Here is a 16,720-nt window from a genome sequence, read left to right as displayed (position 1 = left end):
GGCGCGGGCCCCGGCCCGTGCCGCCGGCGACCGCGGGCTCCACCGCGGCGCGCGCGCCGCAGCTCCACCGCACCACCAGCACCACGCACCACCAGCACCACAGCCGCACCACCCGGGCCGTCGGGGACGGACCCGCACGTGACAACGTCGTCAGAGAGAGGTCTGCCAGTGGAGACAGTCGAGTACACGATGGGCCAGGCGTTCGTGTCGGAGGTCCTCGGGACCGCGATCCTGCTCCTGCTCGGTGCCGGTGTGGTCGCCAACGTGATCCTGCCGAGGACCAAGGGCTTCGGCGGCGGGTGGCTCCTGATCAACTTCGGGTGGGGCCTCGCGGTGTTCGCGGGCGTGTTCGCCGCCTTCAAGTCGGGGGCGCACCTCAACCCGGCCGTCACGATCGGCCTGGTCGCGAGCGGTGCGGACGAGTTCGCGCCCGGCGTCGACGTCACGTTCGTCAACGGGTTCCTCTACGTGGTCGCGCAGATGCTCGGCGCCGTCATCGGCGCGACGCTCGCGTTCGTCGCGTACAAGAAGCACTTCGACCAGGACGCGGACCCGGCGGTGAAGCTGGGCGTCTTCTCGACCGGCCCCGAGCTGCGCTCGTACGGCTGGAACTTCGCCACCGAGGTCATCGCGACGTTCGTGCTCGTCTTCATCATCCTGGCGTTCGGCAACACGCCGTCCGAGCTCGGCCCGCTGGCCGTCGCGATGCTCGTCGTCGGCATCGGCGCGAGCCTCGGCGGGCCCACGGGCTACGCCATCAACCCGGCCCGTGACCTCGGCCCCCGCATCGCCCACGCGCTGCTGCCGATCCGTGGCAAGGGCAGCAGCGACTGGGCCTACTCGTGGGTGCCGTTCCTCGGCCCCCTCGTCGGCGGCCTGATCGCCGGCCTCGTCGCCGGCGCCTACATCGGCTGACGCCCGCCCACCGACATCCCGCAGAGCCGCACCCAGGAGGGACACGCATGTCCGAGCAGTACGTCATCGCGATCGACCAGGGCACGACGAGCACCCGCGCGATCGTCTTCGACCACTCCGGCCAGATCGTCGCGAGCGGCCAGAAGGAGCACGAGCAGATCTTCCCGAGGGCGGGCTGGGTCGAGCACGACGCCACGGAGATCTGGACGAACACCCGCGAGGTCGTCGCCCTCGCGCTGACCCGCGCCAACCTGACGTACCGCGACATCGCGGCCGTCGGCATCACCAACCAGCGGGAGACCGCGGTCGTGTGGGACCGCGAGACCGGCGAGCCGGTGTACAACGCGATCGTCTGGCAGGACACCCGCACGCAGAAGATCTGCGACGAGCTCGCCGCCCTCGGCGGGGGCGCCGAGCGGTACAAGGACCGCGTGGGCCTGCCGCTGGCCACGTACTTCTCCGGCCCGAAGGTGCGCTGGATCCTCGACAACGTCGAGGGCGCGCGCGAGAAGGCGGAGGCGGGGAGGCTCGCGTTCGGCAACACCGACGCGTGGGTGCTGTGGAACATGACGGGCGGCACGGACGGCGGCATCCACGTCACCGACGTGACGAACGCGTCCCGCACGATGCTCATGAACGTCGACTCGCTCACGTGGAACGAGGAGATCGCCGCGGAGATGGGCATCCCGATGTCGATGCTCCCCGAGATCCGCTCGTCGTCGGAGGTCTACGGCGAGGGCCGCCGCGGCGGCATGGTGCCGGGCGTGCCGATCGCGGGCATCCTCGGCGACCAGCAGGCGGCGACGTTCGGGCAGGCCTGCTTCGAGGTCGGCAACGCGAAGAACACCTACGGCACGGGCAACTTCATGCTCATCAACACGGGCACGGAGCCGGTGCCGAGCAAGAACGGCCTGCTGACGACGGTGGCGTACAAGATCGGCGACCAGGACGCCGTGTACGCGCTGGAGGGCTCGATCGCGGTGACCGGCTCGCTCGTGCAGTGGCTGCGCGACAACCTCGGCCTCATCTCGTCCGCGCCGGAGATCGAGCAGCTCGCGAGCACGGTGGAGGACAACGGCGGCGCGTACTTCGTGCCGGCGTTCTCGGGGCTGTTCGCGCCGTACTGGCGGTCCGACGCCCGCGGCGCGCTCGTCGGCCTGACCCGGTACGTCAACAAGGGCCACATCGCGCGGGCCGCGCTCGAGGCGACGGCGTTCCAGACGCGTGAGGTGCTGGACGCCATGAACGCGGACTCGGGCGTCGACCTGACCGAGCTCAAGGTCGACGGCGGCATGGTCGCCAACGACAAGCTCATGCAGTTCCAGGCCGACATCCTCGGCGTGCCGGTGATCCGGCCCAAGGTCGCGGAGACCACCGCGCTCGGCGCGGCCTACGCCGCGGGCATCGCCGTCGGCTTCTGGTCGGGCGAGCAGGACGTCGTCGACAACTGGGCCGAGGACAAGCGCTGGGAGCCGTCCATGGACCCCGAGGAGCGCGACCGCCAGTACCGCCTGTGGAAGAAGGCCGTCACGCGGACGTTCGACTGGGTGGACGACGACGTGCGCTGACGGCGTGCGTCGACGCACGAGCAGCAGGACCGAGGGCCGGGCGCGGGGAGGCGCCCGGCCCTCGCCGTGTGACACGCTCGGCCTCGACCGCACCGACCGGATCGATCTCGGGAGGGACGACGTGCGCCGTCCGTCGACACCCGTCGCGCTCGCCTCGTTCTGCCTCTTCGTCGTCGGCTTCGCGCTGACGGGATCGGGCCACAGGTGGCTCGGCCTCCTCGCCCTGGTGGCCGCGTCGGTCGTCATGTCCGTGGCGTTCGCCGTCCGCCGGCGCGCGACCGAGGAGCCGCGCGAACCCGGCCGCTGAGCCGCATCGCTCCCCATCCGTCTCCCCGCGCCGCGACACACCCACCACGCAACCGGCACCTCGTCGATGCTGGCTCCGGCGGCGTGTCGCAGACGTGTGTCGGCGCACAGGAGGGCTTCTTCTCGCGGGCGTACGCACACCGTGCGCACGGTGTGCGTACGGCCGCCAGAAGACATCCGCTCGGCCGCCGACACGCCAGCCGGCGCACGTCACGCGACTCGCCGAGGAGTGGCAAGCCCGCCCCGGGGGGCGACGCCGCGCGAACGTGCCGAGCGCCCGCGACGGCGTGGTCGGCCTGGGGAGCGCGCTGCGGAGCGGCAGACGAGGATCTGTGGTCGGCTCGGGGCGGGCGTGTGGAGGGCGCCGGACGGGCGGGCGCGCGGGCTCGTACGGTGCGGGGCATGGTCTGGGGCGAGGTCATCCCGCTGCGCACCGCGCGGCTGCACATGCGGCTCACCGAGGACGGGCTCGCGCTGCTGCGCCGTGCCGCGGCGGTGCAGGAGCAGGACCTGACGTCGTTCGTGCTGGGGCACGCGCTCGAGCGCGCGCGGGACGTCGTGCGTGCGGACCAGGAGCTGCGGATGCGGATGGCCGCGATCGCGGCGGACCCGCTGCGGTACGTCCGCGACCCGCGCCTGCCCGACGACCCCGACCTCGCGGCGCTGATGCTCGCCGCCCAGCAGGACCCCGCCGGGCTCGCCGGGCTGGATGCCCCGGACGACCACGGGCGCGACGCCCCCTGAGCCTGACCGGCTCCGGCGCGGGACGGCCGGATGGCGGGGTGCGGGTGCGGGGCCGCGGGCGCCGACGCAGCATGGAGGCGGCGCCGGGCACGCCCGGTGCGACCGTCCGCACGACCGAGCGACGAGGGAGAGCACGCATGGGTATCGACGACCTCAAGGGCAAGGCCTCCGACGCGATGGGGGGCGAGAAGGGCGAGCAGGCGAGCGACGCCGCGCTCGAGAAGGGCTCCGACGCCGCGTCGTCGGCGACCGGCGGCACGCACGACGACCAGATCGACAAGGCGCAGTCGGCCGCGGACAAGAAGATCGGCGACCACTGACCGACCGCCGGGCACCGACCACGCGTCGGGCCACCGACCACCCCCACTGACCCGCGGTCGGGCCGGGCGCAGCAGCCCGGCCCGACCGGCGAGAGGAGCGGCATGAGCAGGGACGTGACGGGCACGGGCGCCACCGAGCAGGAGCCCACCGAGGTGGCGGACACCCAGGAGGCGCCGACGTCCTCCGACGACGGCCTCGCCGCCGCGCTCGACGAGGACTCCCCCACCCCGAACCCGCAGGGCCCGCGCGGCGACGACCCGACGTTCGACCGGACGGGCGACCCCGTCGAGCCGTCGTCCGGGGGCGACCTGGACGGCGACCCGCTCGTCAGGCACGACGGGCAGGGCGACGACCGGTGAGCAGCGACGCCGCACGGCCGGACGCCACCGAGGGGACCCGGCCGCGGCGCGTGCTCGTCACCGGCTCGGACTCCGGCATCGGCAAGGCCACCGCGGTGGCGCTCGCCGAGGGCGCGGAGCACGTCACCGTCACGTGGCACGAGGACGAGGCCGGGGCGCGCGCGACGGCCGCCGAGGTGGAGGCGCTCGGTGCGCAGGCGCACGTCGTGCACCTCGACCTGAGCGACCCGCAGGCGGCCGCACCGGTCGTCGACGAGGCGATCACGGCGATGGGCGGCATCGACGCCGCCGTGCTGAACGCGGGGACCGGCTCCTCGACGCTGCTGCTCGACATGGCGTTCGAGGAGTGGCGGCACGTGATCTCCGTCGACCTCGACGGCGCGTTCGTGTGCCTCCAGGCCGCCGCGCGCCGCATGGTCGAGCAGGGCACCGGCGGCCGCGTCGTCGCGATCACGAGCGTGCACGAGCACGCGCCGCGCGTCGGTGCGGGCCCGTACTGCGCCGCCAAGGGCGGGCTCGGCCTGCTCGTGCAGGTGGCGGCGCTCGAGCTCGCGGAGCACGGCATCACCGTCAACGCGGTCGCGCCCGGCGAGATCGCGACGCCCATGACCGGGCAGGAGGACGAGACGCCGCTCGAGGGCAAGCACCGCGCCGGCATCCCCCTCGCCCGGCCCGGCGACGCACGCGAGATCGCGGCCGTCGTCCGGTTCCTCTGCGGGCCCGAGGCGGCGTACGTCACCGGCGCGTCGTGGCCCGTGGACGGCGGCATGCTCCGGATGGGCCCGATGGCCGGCTCGCACCTGCAGTCCGACGACTGGCGCCGCCCCTGAGGGCAGCGCCGCGGCGCCGACCGGCGGCCGTCGACGGCCCGCGCCCCTCGCCGGGGTGCGGAGGTGTCGGCGGCCGCCGGTAGCGTTCCGTCCCGTGCGGGTGGCGACGTGGAACATCAACTCGATCCGGGCGCGCTGCGAGCGGGCGGTGGCCTGGCTCGAGAGCGCGGACGTCGACGTGCTCGCGCTGCAGGAGACGAAGGTCAAGGACGAGGCGTTCCCCCGGGAGCCGTTCGAGGCCCTCGGCTACGAGGCCGTCACGCACGGGTACTCGCAGTGGAACGGCGTGGCGATCGTGTCGCGCGTCGGCGTCGCGGACGTCGAGGTCGGGTTCCCCGGGCAGCCGACGTGGGGCGACCCGGCCGTCGCGGAGGCCCGCGCCCTCGGCGCGACGTGCGGCGGCGTGCGCGTCTGGAGCCTGTACGTGCCGAACGGGCGCGAGATCGGCGACCCCCACTACGCCTACAAGCTCGAGTGGCTCGCCGCCCTGCGCGACGCCGCCGAGAAGTGGCTGGCCGACGACCCCGGGCTGCAGGCGACGCTCATGGGCGACTGGAACATCGCGCCGCTCGACACGGACGTGTGGGACATCGAGCGGTTCGCCGGCCGCACGCACGTGACCCCGGCCGAGCGCGACGCGTTCCGCGCGTTCGCGGAGGCGGGCTGGACCGAGGTCTCCCGCACGCACCGGCCCGGCGAGCACACGTACACGTACTGGGACTACCAGCAGCTGCGGTTCCCGCGGAACGAGGGCATGCGCATCGACCACGCGTTCGCGACGCCGGCGCTCGCCGCGCGCGTCACCGACGTGACGTTCGTGCGCGACCAGCGCAAGGGCAAGCAGCCGTCCGACCACGTGCCCGTGGTGCTCGAGATCGCGGACTGACGCCGGTGAGCGCCGACGTCCCGGGCGACGACCGCCCCGTCGAGGACCCGAACCCGCCGACGCACTACGCCGCGGGCTGGGACACCGGGCCGCGGCGGCGCGGCCGCGTCCGGCTCGTCGTCGGCGTCGTCGTGACCGTCGCGGCGGTGACGGGTGCGTCGCTGGTCGTCGGCCGGTTCGTCGAGGAGGGCCGGACGCGGCCGCTGCCGCCGGACGTCACCGAGCCCGTCGACGCCTACGCCGTGCAGCTCGTCACCGGCTCCTGCCTGGCGGGGCTGCCGGCGGACGGCGCCGTGGACCGCGTGCGCGTCGTGCCCTGCGCGCAGGAGCACGCCGCGCAGGTGATCGGCGAGTACGCGTTCGCGCCGGACGCCGTGTGGCCCGGTCAGGACGCCGCGCACGCGCGCGTCGCCCGGTCCTGCGTGCTCACCGACGAGGAGGCGCAGGCCGGCGTCGAGGTCGTCACGTGGGCCCCGACGCGCGAGGGCTGGGACGACGGCGACCGCTCCGGCCTGTGCCTCGCGGTGCCGCCCGAGCCCGTCACGGGCTCGTCGTCGAGCGTCCCGGTCGAGGGCTGACGCGGGCCGGACCAGCCGGCGCCGCGAGCGTCAGGGCGCCGCGAGCATCAGACGGCGCCCTCGCCGGCGTGCCGGCGCCGCTCGCCGCGCGCGCCCGTGCGGTCCCACACGAACTTGGCGACGACGAGCACGATCACCGCGTACACGGCGTAGTTGAGGACGTCGCTGTACCGGCCGACGTCCTCCCACTGCGCGCCGAGCAGGTAGCCGGCGAGCACGAGCCCGCCGTTCCACACGAGCGAGCCGGCGAGCGTGAACAGCGTGAACTTCCAGAACGGCATGCGCTCGACGCCCGCCGGGATCGAGATCAGGCTCCGGACGACCGGCACGCACCGGCCGACGAGCACCGCCGTGCCGCCGTGCCGCTCGAACCAGCCCTCGGCCGTGTCGAGGTCGGACGCCTCCATGAGCGGGATCTTCTGCATCCAGCGCCGGATGCGGTCGCGGCCCACGGCGTACCCGAGGCCGTACAGCAGCCACGCGCCGACGACGGCGCCGATCGTCGCGGCCGCGACCGCCCAGCCCAGCGACATGTCGCCCTGCGACGCGACGTACCCCGCGACGGGCAGGATCACCTCGGACGGGATCGGCGGGAACAGGTTCTCCAGCGCGACGAGCAGCCCCACGCCGACGGGGCCGAGGGACTCGATGACGCTCACGACCCACCCGGCCAGGCCGGTGAGCTCCGTGCCGCCGGCCGCGGCGAGCGCCGGGGCGGCCGGTGCGGTCGTCGGGGCGGCGGCGAGGGCGGTCAGGAGAGGCACGGCTCGATGGTGTCACGCGGCCCCGGGTGACGCCCGGTGGTCCTCCCCCGGGTCTGTGCGGTGGCCGGCCCCCGGACGCGGGGTGGCGGCAGGGTCGCCCGGTGCGGTCACCCGGCGGCGGCGCGCACCGCGACCCGCAGGTCGGCGACGATCGCCGCGGTGGCCGCCTCCCGCTCGGCGCGCTCGCGCAGGCGCAGCACGGACGACGGGTGCGCCGTGACGACGACCGGCGGACCCGGTCCGCGCAGGGACCGGGCCCGTCGGTGCGTCGTCAGGACGTCAGCGCGTCGCCTGCACCGTGAGGCCGCCGTCGGCGAGGTCGACGTGCACGGTGTCGCCGTCGCGCACCTCGCCGGCGAGCAGCGCCCGCGCGAGGCGGTCGCCGATCTCCTTCTGCACGAGCCGGCGCAGCGGGCGCGCGCCGTACGCGGGGTCGTACCCCTCGAGCGCGAGCCACTCCCGGGCGCCGGGCGTGACGTCGAGCGTGAGGCGCCGGTCCGCCAGGCGGCGGCCCAGCAGGTCGACCTGCAGGTCGACGATCGACCCGATCTGCTGGAGCGTGAGCGCGTCGAACAGGACGACGTCGTCGAGCCGGTTGAGGAACTCCGGCTTGAACGCGGCCCGCACGGCGCTCATGACGGCGTCGCGCCGGGCCGTGTCGTCCAGCGTCGGGTCGACGAGGAACTGCGAGCCCAGGTTCGACGTGAGCACGAGGATGACGTTGCGGAAGTCCACCGTGCGGCCCTGGCCGTCGGTGAGGCGCCCGTCGTCGAGCACCTGGAGCAGCACGTCGAACACCTCGGAGTGCGCCTTCTCGACCTCGTCGAGCAGCACGACCGAGTACGGCCGCCGCCGCACGGCCTCGGTGAGCTGACCGCCCTCCTCGTAGCCGACGTACCCCGGGGGCGCGCCGACGAGCCGCGCCACGGAGTGCTTCTCGCCGTACTCGCTCATGTCGATGCGGACCATGGCGCGCTCGTCGTCGAACAGGAAGTCCGCGAGCGCCTTCGCCAGCTCCGTCTTGCCGACGCCGGTGGGCCCGAGGAACAGGAACGAGCCGGTCGGGCGGTCGGGGTCCGAGACGCCGGCGCGGGCCCGGCGCACCGCGTCGGACACCGCCGCGACGGCCTTCTGCTGCCCGACGAGCCGCTCGCCGAGCACGTCCTCCATGCGCAGCAGCTTCTGCGTCTCGCCCTCGAGCAGGCGGCCGGCGGGGATGCCGGTCCACGCGGCGACGACCTCCGCGACCTCGTCCGGGCCGACCTTCTCGGCGATCATCGGTGCCTCGGTCGTCGGCTCCGCCTCGGACGCCTCCGCGGCGGCGATCTCCTTCTCGACGGCCGGGATCTCGCCGTAGAGCAGGCGGCCGGCCGTCGCGAGGTCGCCCTCGCGCTGGGCGCGGTCGGCGTCGGCACGCAGCTGGTCGAGCCGCACGCGCAGGTCGCCGACGCGGTTGCGGCCGCCCTTCTCCTTCTCCCACCGGGCGTTGAGCGACGCGAGCTCTTCGCGGCGGTCCGCGAGGTCGGCGCGCAGGCGCGCGAGGCGGTCCTGCGACGCGGGGTCGTCGGCCGTGGCGAGGAACTGCTCCTCCATCTCCAGGCGCGTGACGGCGCGCTGCAGCTCGTCGATCTCGACGGGCGACGAGTCGAGCTCCATGCGCAGGCGCGAGGCGGCCTCGTCGATCAGGTCGATCGCCTTGTCGGGCAGCTGGCGGCCGGTGATGTACCGGTCGGAGAGGGTCGCGGCGGCGACGATCGCGCCGTCCGAGATCTCGACACGGTGGTGCGCCGCGTACCGCTCGCGCAGCCCGCGCAGGATCGCGACGGTGTCCTCGACGGACGGCTCGCCGACGAACACCTGCTGGAAGCGCCGCTCGAGCGCCGGGTCCTTCTCGATGCGCTCGCGGTACTCGTCGAGCGTCGTCGCACCGACCAGCCGCAGCTCGCCGCGGGCCAGCATGGGCTTGAGCATGTTGCCCGCGTCCATGGCGCCCTCGCCGCCGGCGCCCGCGCCGACGACCGTGTGCAGCTCGTCGATGAACGTGACGACCTGCCCCTCGGACGCCGTGATCTCGGCGAGCACGGCCTTGAGGCGCTCCTCGAACTCACCGCGGTACTTGGCGCCCGCGACCATCGACGCGAGGTCCAGCGAGACGAGCGTCTTGCCGCGCAGGGACTCGGGGACGTCGCCCGCGACGATGCGCTGCGCGAGGCCCTCGACGACGGCGGTCTTGCCGACGCCGGGCTCGCCGATGAGGACGGGGTTGTTCTTGGTGCGCCGGCTCAGCACCTGCACGACGCGGCGGATCTCGGCGTCCCGGCCGATGACCGGGTCGAGCCTGCCGTCGCGGGCGCGCTGCGTCAGGTCGACGCCGTACTGCTCGAGGGCCTTGTACGTGCCCTCCGGGTTCGGCGTGGTGACGCGGGCGCTGCCCCGCACGGACGGCAGGGCCGCGACGAGCGTGTCCCGCGACGCCCCGGCCGCGCGCAGCGCGTCGGCGACGCCGGACTGCCCGGCCGCGAGGCCGATGAGCAGGTGCTCGGTCGAGACGTAGTCGTCGCCGAGGCTGCGCGCCTCCGCGTTCGCCGCCTCGAGCGCGCTCGCGGTCTGCCGCGACGCGCTGGGCTGCGCGACCGTCGAGCCGCTCGACGACGGCAGGTTGACGAGGATGCCGCGCACGGCGCGGCCGAGCGCCTGCCGGTCGGCGCCGACGGCGTCGAGCAGCCCATTGGCGACGCCGCCGTCCTGCTGCAGCAGCGCGTTGAGGACGTGCGCCGGCTCCAGCTGCGGGTTGCCGGCCGCGCTCGCCTGCTGGATCGCGTCGCCGAGAGCCTCCTGCGACCGCGTGGTGAACTTCGCGTCCACGTGACCTCCCTGTGCGGGACCTCCCGCACGTCGTTCCTGTTCTCCTGACGTCCTCAACGGACCGCAGACTTGAGTCTATTCCGCTCAAGTCTGGTCCGTCCTGCGGTCTGGGCGCCGCGCGCCGGGCGGTCTACCCTGGGACCGGGCCGGGCACGGCCCGCCGCTCGCACCCCCCGGGGACGGTGAACGTGCCGCGAGGAGCACCGCCACGGCGCGTCGACGAGCGACGGGACGGCACCGGCAACGCGAGCACCGGTCACGGGTCCCGTCGTCCCGGAGGCACCGTGACCACGCACCCGCTCTCCACGCCCGCGCAGGCCAAGGCCATGGCCCGCGCACTGCGCGCCGACCTCGCCGCCGACGGCCACGCCGTCACGCACTCGCGCGCGCTCGAGCTCGTCGCCCACGCGCTCGGGCTGCGCGACTGGAACGCGCTCGCCGCGGCGGTGCCCGGTGTCGGCGGAGGCTCCACCGACAGCTCCCCGGCCGGCGGGGCGGCGTCGCCCCGGGCGCGGGCCGCCGTGGGCGCCGCCGTGCCGGTCGTCCGCGTGCTCGACGCCGCCACCGCGTACGGCTTCTACCTCGACGTCCTCGGCTGCCGGGTCGACTGGGAGCACCGGTTCGAGCCGGGCCTGCCCGTCTACGCGCAGGTGAGCCTCGACGACCTGCGCCTGCACCTGTCGGAGCACCCCGGCGACGGTGCGTACGGCGCCGTCCTGTGGGTGCCCGTCGGCGACGTCGCCGCCCTCGCCGCGCGCGTGCGGGAGCGGACGGGCGGACGGCAGCGGCCCGGCGTCGACGTCGACGCGCCGGGCGGCCCGACCACCGAGGTCCTCGACCCGTTCGGCAACCGGCTGCGGTTCTGCACGCCGGCGTGACCCCGCGCCGGCGCGTCCGGCGCCACCGACGTCCACGCGTCACCCTGCCGTCGCGCCGGCGTCGTCCGGACGTCACGGGCCCCTCCTAGCGTCGCCGTGACACCAGGAGAGGAAGGGCACCGATGACCCTCACGCTGACGCTCGTCCGGCACGGGCGCACCCACTTCAACGCGCGGCGCATCCTGCAGGGCCGCTGCGACTCCCCGCTGACCCGCCCCGGCCGCGAGGGCGTGCGCACGACCGCACGCCACCTCGCGGGCATGCCGTTCACCGCCGCGTGGGCGTCCCCGTCCGGGCGCGCCGTCACGACGGCCGTCGAGCTGCTGCGGCCCCACCCCGAGGTGCGCCTGCGCACCGACCCCGACCTGCGCGAGTACCACTTCGGCATCTACGAGCAGAAGCCCGAGTCGACGCTCGACGGCGTCGTCGCGTGGACCGACCTCGTCACGGACGTGCTCGCCGGGACGCACCCCGGCCTGCCCGGCGGCGAGCACGCGGCGGACTTCATGGGCCGCACGCGCGCGGTGTTCGCGCGGATCGCCGCGGAGCACCCGGAGGGGCACGTGCTCGTCGTCGGGCACGGCCTCGCCCTCGGCGCGTACCTCGCCACGATCGACCCGGTCGGGCTGGTGCCGCTGCCCAACGCGTCCGTGTCCACGGTCGAGGTGGCGCCGGACGGCACGGCGCGGATCACGCAGCTCGCGCTCGACGTCGCCGGCCAGGGCCACGTCGCGGCCCGCCCGATGACGCAGCCGACCCCGGTCCCGTCGGTCGCCTGAGCCCCCCGCCGGGCGCGACCCGGCCGTCGTGCAGCGACCCGGCACCCGGGTGCTGCGCAACGGCCGGGTCGGCCCGGCCGGAACGCCGACGGGCGCAGCGACCCGGCCGTCGTGCAGCAGATCCGCGGTCGCGTGCTGCACGACGGCCGGGTCGGCGTGGGGTGGCGGGGCGGTGGCCGGTCCGTGGCGGGCAGGGCGGGTCCGTGGCGGGTCGGGTGCTCGGTGTCGGCGCCGGGTGGCAGCATCGGCGCGTGACCGACGACACCGTGGGGCCGCCCGAGACCGACGACGTGCTGGGGCCCGGGTGGGTCGCCCGCACGCTGCCGTTGCGCCCGGACGCGCTGTCCCGCCGCGGCGCACCCGGCCCGGTCGCGACGCTCGTCCACCGGCGCCCCGACGCCGACCGGCCGCGGCCGCGCACGGCGGTGCTCTACCTGCACGGGTTCGTCGACTACTTCTTCCACCCGCACGTCGCCGACGCCCTCGCCGACGCCGGGTACGACCTGTGGGCCCTCGACCTGCGCGACTACGGCCGCTCGATCCGTCCCGGCCGGCCGGCGAACGAGATCACCGACCTGGCCACGTACGACGAGGAGATCGACACGGCGGTGCGCCTGCTGCGCGCGTCGCACGACCGGGTCGTCGTGATGGCGCACTCCACCGGCGGGCTCACGGCGGCGCTGTGGGCGGACGCCCGCCGCGGTCGCGGGCTCGTCGACGCGCTGGTCCTCAACTCCCCGTGGCTCGAGCTGCGCGGGAACGCGTTCGAGCGCACCGTGCTGACGCAGGCGATCGACGTCGCCGGCCGGGTGGCGCCGCGCCTCGTCGTGTCGCGGACGGCACGCCACTACGGCGAGGCGCTGCACGCGGCGAGCGGCGGCGAGTGGGACTACGACCTGGCGTGGAAGCCGCACGCCTTCGACGTGCGCGCCGGGTTCGCGCGGACGGTCCGGCGGGGGCACGCGCGCGTGGCACGGGGCCTGGCCGTCGACTGCCCCGTGCTCGTCCTCGCGTCCGACGCCGCCGGCCCCGACGACCGCTGGCACGAGGCCCTGCTCAGCACCGACTCGGTGCTCGACCCCGCGCAGATCGCGGCCCGTGCGCCGCTGCTCGGGCCGGACGTGACGTTCGTGCAGGTGCCCGGCGGGGCGCACGACCTCGCGCTGTCGCCCGCACCCGCCCGCGTGCGCTACCTCGCGGAGGTCCGCCGGTTCCTCGACACCCGCGTCGGCACGCGGCCCGAGCAGGACGCGGACGCGTAGCTCGCGTCAGCCGTCCGCCGGCACCAGCGACGGCTCCTGCGGCTCCGACAGCGACAGCACCGCGCCCACCACCCCCGGGATCGCGCGCGTGCGCCGCTCGACCCGCGCGAGCACGTGCGCCGCGTCGTCCTCCGCGGGGTTGCCCGCGAGGTCCACCGCACCGACCAGGAACACGCGCCGCGCGCCGACGAACTCGATGCGCAGGCTCGTCACGCGCACCACCTCCGGCATGTCGAGCAGGCGCCGCAGGGCCGCGTCCCGCAGCGCCGGGTCGACGGCCTCGCCGACGATGAACCGCAGGTTGCGCACGATGAGGACGACGGCGACGACGCCCAGCAGGACACCCACCAGGATCGACCCGACCGCGTCGGGCACCGGCGACCCGGTGACCTGGTGCGCCGCGATGCCCCCGGCGGCGATGAGGATGCCGACGAGCGCGGCGGCGTCCTCGAAGAAGACGGCGCGCACCGTCGGGTCGGACGTCCGCAGCACCTGCGCGAGCAGCCCGCGGTGACGCCGACGCGCGTCCGCGCGCGACTGCCGCCACGCCTGCGCGAACGACACCCCCTCGAGCACGAACGCGATGCCGAGCACCACGTACGCGACCGTGAACGACCCCGCCGGCTCCGGGTGCACGAGCTCCTGGATCCCGTGCGTCACCGACACGCCCGCGCCGACGCCGAACAGCCCGATCGCCGCGAACATCGCCCACACGTAGACCTCGCGACCGTGCCCGAGCGGGTGCGTCGTGTCGGCGGCGCGCTCGCCGCGGCGGTGCGCGATCAGCAGCAGCACCTCGTTGCCCGCGTCGGCCCACGAGTGCGCGGCCTCGGCGAGCATCGACGCGGCGCCGGTGACGACGGCGGCGACGGACTTCGCGACGGCGATGAGCACGTTGGCGACCAGCGCCAGGACCACGGTGAGCAGGGACTCGCCGCCGCCGGCGTCGTCGTCGCCGGCGAGGCCGTCCCACGCGTCGGGTGGGGCGGCCGCGTCCGTGGCGGCGAGCGGCGGCGACGGGTGCGCGGAGGGCGGCGTCGCCGGGGGCCCGGAGGGCGGCGTCGCCGGATGCCCGGGAGGCGGCGTCGCCGCCGTGGCACCGTGCGGCTCGGGCGGTCGGGTCATGGCTCTGGCGTAGCACCGCGGTGCGCCGTGCGCGCGGCGGGCGGCCCGCGGGGACGTCGTGACCTGGGGACGCGTGATGCGGACGAGCGTCCGAGATGGTTGGCTGTGCCCCGCCCGGCGGCGGACCACCGGGTGCGGACGAGAGGACGGCGGACCGATGACGGTGAACGACAGCCCCTGGCCGGCGGGCGTTCCGGCGTGGGCCGACATCACGGTGCCGGACCTCGACGCGGCGCAGCGCTTCTACGGCGGCCTGCTCGGGTGGGAGTTCACCGAGGGCCGGCCCGAGACGGGCGGGTACGTCACGGCGTCCGTCGACGGGCACCGCGTCGCGGGCCTCCTCCCGGCGTCCGACGGCCACGCCGACGACCCCGCCGCGTGGTGCCTGTACCTGGCCGTCGACGACGTCACGCTCGGCACGGGCCACGCCGTCGCCGCCGGCGCGCAGCTGCTGGCCGGGCCGATGACCGTGCTGGGCCTCGGCGACATCGCCGTCCTCGCGGACCCCGCGGGCGCCGTCTTCGGGCTGTGGCAGTCCGGCACGCACACCGGCTGGGACGTCACCGACGTGCCCGGCGCGTTCGTGTGGGCGGAGCAGATGTCGCAGCACCCCGACGCGTCCCGCCGGTTCTACACCGAGCTCTTCGGGTACGAGCCGACCGACATGAGCGCCCCCGACTTCACGTACACGTCGCTCGCCGTGGGCGGGTCACCGGCGGTCGGCGTCGGCGCGTACGGCGCGGGCGTCGGCGCGGACGTCCCCGCGGCGTGGACCTGGTACGTCGCGGTCGAGGACGCCGACGAGGCGGCGCGCCTGGTGCCGCGCGTCGGCGGCAGCGTGGTCAGCGGCCCCGAGGACACGCCGTACGGCCGTCTGGTGCTCGCGCAGGGCCCGGCGCGCGAGGTCGTCGCGCTGCTCGAGCAGGCCCCGGCGGACGTCCCGGCCTGACGCGCGGCCGGCGCGACGCCCGACGGTCGGGCCCCGCACCGCCCCGTAGCCTGGTGCGATGCCCCCGGCCGAGGACGTGTTCACGCACCGCGCGTCGCGGCCCCACGAGCCGCTGCGCACCTTCCACCCGCGCCGCGCGGCGCTGGGCCGGGACCGGGTCGACGCGCTCGACCGGCTCTTCCCGCGGTGGGGCTTCTCCGTCGACGACGAGCGCGCCGCGCCGCCGCGCACGCCCGACGGGCTGCTCGACACCGCCGCCCTGTTCGGGCGCACCGCGCCGCTGGTCGTCGAGATCGGGTCCGGCATGGGCGACGCCACCGCCGCGATGGCCGCCGCCGACCCCGACCGCGACTGGCTCGCGGTCGAGGCGCACCTGCCGGGCGTCGCGGCGCTCCTCGTGCTCGTCGAGCGCGCGGGCCTGACGAACGTGCGGGTCGCGCACGGCGACGCGCTGCGGCTGCTGCGCGCGTCGGTCGCCCCCGGGTCCCTCGACGCGGTGCACGCGTTCTTCCCCGACCCGTGGCCCAAGGCCCGGCACCACAAGCGGCGGCTCGTGCAGCCGGAGCACGTCGCGCTCGTGCGGGACCGCCTGCGCGTGGGCGGCACGTTCCACGTCGCCACCGACTGGGCGGAGTACGCCGCGCAGGCCGCCGACGTGCTCGCCGCCGAGCCGGACCTCGCGGGCGGCGTCGTCCCGCGGCCCGCGCACCGGCCCGTCACGCGGTTCGAGCAGCGCGGGCTCGACCTCGGCCACGACGTCACCGACCTGATCGTGCGGCGGACCCGGTGAGGCTCCTGCTCGTGCCGGGCGTGACCCCGGACCGGTGGGCCCGCGTGTGGGCCGAGCGGCTGCCCGACGAGCCGCTCGACGTCGTGCGCGGCACACCCGCCGACGCGGCCGCCGCGGTGCTCGAGGGCCGGGTCGACGCCGCGGTGCTGCGCCTGCCGCCGCAGTCGGGTCCGGACGGGGGCGCGGCGGCCGTGCCGGGTCAGGGGGTGCCGGGCCGGGGCGTGCCGGGGCTGCCCGGCCCCGCGCCGCGCACGCGCGACGGCTGGGCCGTCGTGCCGCTGTGGGAGGACCGCGCGGTCGTCGTCGTGCCGCGCGAGCACCTGTTCACCGTCGTCGACACCGTCGACCTGGCCGACCTGCGCGAGGAGACCTTGCTCGTGCCGGGCGACGACGTGCTCGGCGTCGAGGCCGCCGTGGGCGCCGACGACGTCACGGAGGTCCCCGACACCCCGACCGCGCTCGACCTCGTGGCGTCGGGCGCCGGCGTCGTGGTGCTCCCGCACGCGCTCGCGCGCGAGCACGGCGACAAGCGGTTCGCCGTGCGGGACGTCGCCGACGTGCCCGGGTCACCCGTGGCGCTCGTCTGGCACCGGGACGCCGAGCACGCGCTGGTCCAGGAGCTGGTGGGGATCGTCCGCGGGCGGACGGCCGGGAGCTCGCGGGGCGAGGCGGCGGCGCGGGAGCGGTGGAGCGTCCTGGACCTTCAGGCGCCGGCGCCCGGGGGGGGGCCCCTCGCGCTCGCGCTGCCGGTGCGGGAGGACCCCGCCGCGCCGGCGGGCGTCGAGGCGGTCGAGCCTATTC

General features: G+C 75.8%; 18 protein-coding genes. 15 read left to right on the top strand and 3 right to left on the bottom strand.

Going from position 1 to position 16,720, the window contains the following annotated elements; translation table 11 throughout:
- Positions 1 to 189 precede the first annotated feature (189 nt).
- The 9 genes from AB6N23_RS12170 (at position 190) to AB6N23_RS12130 (ending at position 6,507) form a co-directional block, all read left to right on the top strand.
- Positions 190 to 915, top strand: coding sequence for an MIP/aquaporin family protein (locus AB6N23_RS12170; RefSeq protein WP_412866319.1), 726 nt, complete (start codon positions 190 to 192; stop codon positions 913 to 915).
- A 47-nt stretch (positions 916 to 962) separates the two neighbouring features.
- The gene (glpK, locus tag AB6N23_RS12165; protein ID WP_412866318.1) at positions 963 to 2,483 is read left to right on the top strand and encodes a glycerol kinase GlpK; all 1,521 of its coding nucleotides are present in this window, start codon (positions 963 to 965) and stop codon (positions 2,481 to 2,483) included.
- Positions 2,484 to 2,604: 121 nt separating this feature from the next.
- Complete coding sequence (locus tag AB6N23_RS12160; RefSeq protein WP_412866317.1) at positions 2,605 to 2,790, top strand: hypothetical protein; 186 nt, start codon at positions 2,605 to 2,607, stop codon at positions 2,788 to 2,790.
- Positions 2,791 to 3,191: 401 nt separating this feature from the next.
- Positions 3,192 to 3,533 carry a type II toxin-antitoxin system TacA family antitoxin gene (locus tag AB6N23_RS12155; RefSeq protein WP_412866316.1) on the top strand — a complete coding sequence of 114 codons (342 nt, stop codon included), beginning with the start codon at positions 3,192 to 3,194 and terminating at the stop codon, positions 3,531 to 3,533.
- Between the two features lie 137 nt (positions 3,534 to 3,670).
- On the top strand, positions 3,671 to 3,853 hold the full coding sequence (locus tag AB6N23_RS12150) for an Rv0909 family putative TA system antitoxin (protein WP_412866315.1): 183 nt from the start codon (positions 3,671 to 3,673) through the stop codon (positions 3,851 to 3,853).
- A 102-nt stretch (positions 3,854 to 3,955) separates the two neighbouring features.
- Positions 3,956 to 4,213 (top strand): hypothetical protein, encoded by a 258-nt coding sequence (locus AB6N23_RS12145; RefSeq protein ID WP_412866314.1) that lies wholly within the window; start codon positions 3,956 to 3,958, stop codon positions 4,211 to 4,213.
- Positions 4,210 to 5,043 carry an SDR family oxidoreductase gene (locus AB6N23_RS12140; protein ID WP_412866313.1) on the top strand — a complete coding sequence of 278 codons (834 nt, stop codon included), beginning with the start codon at positions 4,210 to 4,212 and terminating at the stop codon, positions 5,041 to 5,043. Before AB6N23_RS12145 ends, AB6N23_RS12140 begins: the two co-directional genes overlap by 4 nt.
- Before the next feature lie 94 nt (positions 5,044 to 5,137).
- Complete coding sequence (locus AB6N23_RS12135) at positions 5,138 to 5,929, top strand: exodeoxyribonuclease III (RefSeq protein ID WP_412866312.1); 792 nt, start codon at positions 5,138 to 5,140, stop codon at positions 5,927 to 5,929.
- Between the two features lie 5 nt (positions 5,930 to 5,934).
- Positions 5,935 to 6,507: a hypothetical protein gene (locus tag AB6N23_RS12130; protein ID WP_412866311.1), complete on the top strand. Its 573-nt coding sequence runs from the start codon at positions 5,935 to 5,937 to the stop codon at positions 6,505 to 6,507.
- Positions 6,508 to 6,554: 47 nt separating this feature from the next.
- On the opposite strand, the gene AB6N23_RS12125 is transcribed toward AB6N23_RS12130, so the two are convergent.
- Both AB6N23_RS12125 and clpB read right to left on the bottom strand, forming a co-directional pair.
- Positions 6,555 to 7,271, bottom strand: a complete 717-nt coding sequence (locus tag AB6N23_RS12125; RefSeq protein WP_412866310.1) for a DedA family protein — start codon at positions 7,269 to 7,271, stop codon at positions 6,555 to 6,557.
- A gap of 279 nt (positions 7,272 to 7,550) precedes the next feature.
- Positions 7,551 to 10,136, bottom strand: coding sequence for an ATP-dependent chaperone ClpB (gene clpB, locus AB6N23_RS12120; RefSeq protein WP_412866309.1), 2,586 nt, complete (start codon positions 10,134 to 10,136; stop codon positions 7,551 to 7,553).
- Between the two features lie 284 nt (positions 10,137 to 10,420).
- Between clpB and AB6N23_RS12115 the strand changes: the two genes are divergently transcribed.
- The 3 genes from AB6N23_RS12115 to AB6N23_RS12105 all read left to right on the top strand — a co-directional run bounded on the left by AB6N23_RS12115 (position 10,421) and on the right by AB6N23_RS12105 (position 13,055).
- The gene (locus AB6N23_RS12115; protein WP_412866308.1) at positions 10,421 to 11,014 is read left to right on the top strand and encodes a glyoxalase superfamily protein; all 594 of its coding nucleotides are present in this window, start codon (positions 10,421 to 10,423) and stop codon (positions 11,012 to 11,014) included.
- A gap of 122 nt (positions 11,015 to 11,136) precedes the next feature.
- Entirely contained in the window at positions 11,137 to 11,793 is a 657-nt protein-coding gene (locus tag AB6N23_RS12110) for a histidine phosphatase family protein (protein ID WP_412866307.1), read from the top strand.
- A 251-nt stretch (positions 11,794 to 12,044) separates the two neighbouring features.
- Complete coding sequence (locus AB6N23_RS12105) at positions 12,045 to 13,055, top strand: alpha/beta hydrolase (protein ID WP_412866306.1); 1,011 nt, start codon at positions 12,045 to 12,047, stop codon at positions 13,053 to 13,055.
- A gap of 6 nt (positions 13,056 to 13,061) precedes the next feature.
- On the opposite strand, the gene AB6N23_RS12100 is transcribed toward AB6N23_RS12105, so the two are convergent.
- Entirely contained in the window at positions 13,062 to 14,180 is a 1,119-nt protein-coding gene (locus tag AB6N23_RS12100; RefSeq protein WP_412866305.1) for a cation diffusion facilitator family transporter, read from the bottom strand.
- A gap of 157 nt (positions 14,181 to 14,337) precedes the next feature.
- Between AB6N23_RS12100 and AB6N23_RS12095 the strand changes: the two genes are divergently transcribed.
- From AB6N23_RS12095 to AB6N23_RS12085, 3 genes are all read left to right on the top strand, one after another.
- A complete protein-coding gene (locus AB6N23_RS12095) occupies positions 14,338 to 15,129 on the top strand; it encodes a VOC family protein (RefSeq protein WP_412866304.1) in 792 nt (263 codons plus the stop codon).
- Between the two features lie 58 nt (positions 15,130 to 15,187).
- Entirely contained in the window at positions 15,188 to 15,919 is a 732-nt protein-coding gene (gene trmB / locus AB6N23_RS12090) for a tRNA (guanosine(46)-N7)-methyltransferase TrmB (RefSeq protein WP_378206412.1), read from the top strand.
- A partial coding sequence (locus AB6N23_RS12085) for a LysR family transcriptional regulator substrate-binding protein (protein ID WP_412866303.1) occupies positions 15,916 to 16,720 on the top strand: 805 nt, incomplete at its 3' end. The genes trmB and AB6N23_RS12085, both read left to right, overlap by 4 nt.

The organism is Cellulomonas pasadenensis, from assembly GCF_047229365.1.
Taxonomy (GTDB): Bacteria; Actinomycetota; Actinomycetes; order Actinomycetales; family Cellulomonadaceae; genus Cellulomonas.
Note: the sequence above shows the minus strand (reverse complement) of the source record. Positions and strands in the feature narration are given on the sequence as shown.

Coding starts and splice junctions, on each gene's coding strand:
- AB6N23_RS12100 (WP_412866305.1), bottom strand. CDS start 14,180: ATGACCCGACCGCCCGAGCCGCACGGTGCCACGGCGGCGACGCCGCCT.
- glpK (WP_412866318.1), top strand. CDS start 963: ATGTCCGAGCAGTACGTCATCGCGATCGACCAGGGCACGACGAGCACC.
- AB6N23_RS12095 (WP_412866304.1), top strand. CDS start 14,338: ATGACGGTGAACGACAGCCCCTGGCCGGCGGGCGTTCCGGCGTGGGCC.
- AB6N23_RS12155 (WP_412866316.1), top strand. CDS start 3,192: ATGGTCTGGGGCGAGGTCATCCCGCTGCGCACCGCGCGGCTGCACATG.
- AB6N23_RS12145 (WP_412866314.1), top strand. CDS start 3,956: ATGAGCAGGGACGTGACGGGCACGGGCGCCACCGAGCAGGAGCCCACC.
- AB6N23_RS12170 (WP_412866319.1), top strand. CDS start 190: ATGGGCCAGGCGTTCGTGTCGGAGGTCCTCGGGACCGCGATCCTGCTC.
- trmB (WP_378206412.1), top strand. CDS start 15,188: ATGCCCCCGGCCGAGGACGTGTTCACGCACCGCGCGTCGCGGCCCCAC.
- AB6N23_RS12150 (WP_412866315.1), top strand. CDS start 3,671: ATGGGTATCGACGACCTCAAGGGCAAGGCCTCCGACGCGATGGGGGGC.
- AB6N23_RS12110 (WP_412866307.1), top strand. CDS start 11,137: ATGACCCTCACGCTGACGCTCGTCCGGCACGGGCGCACCCACTTCAAC.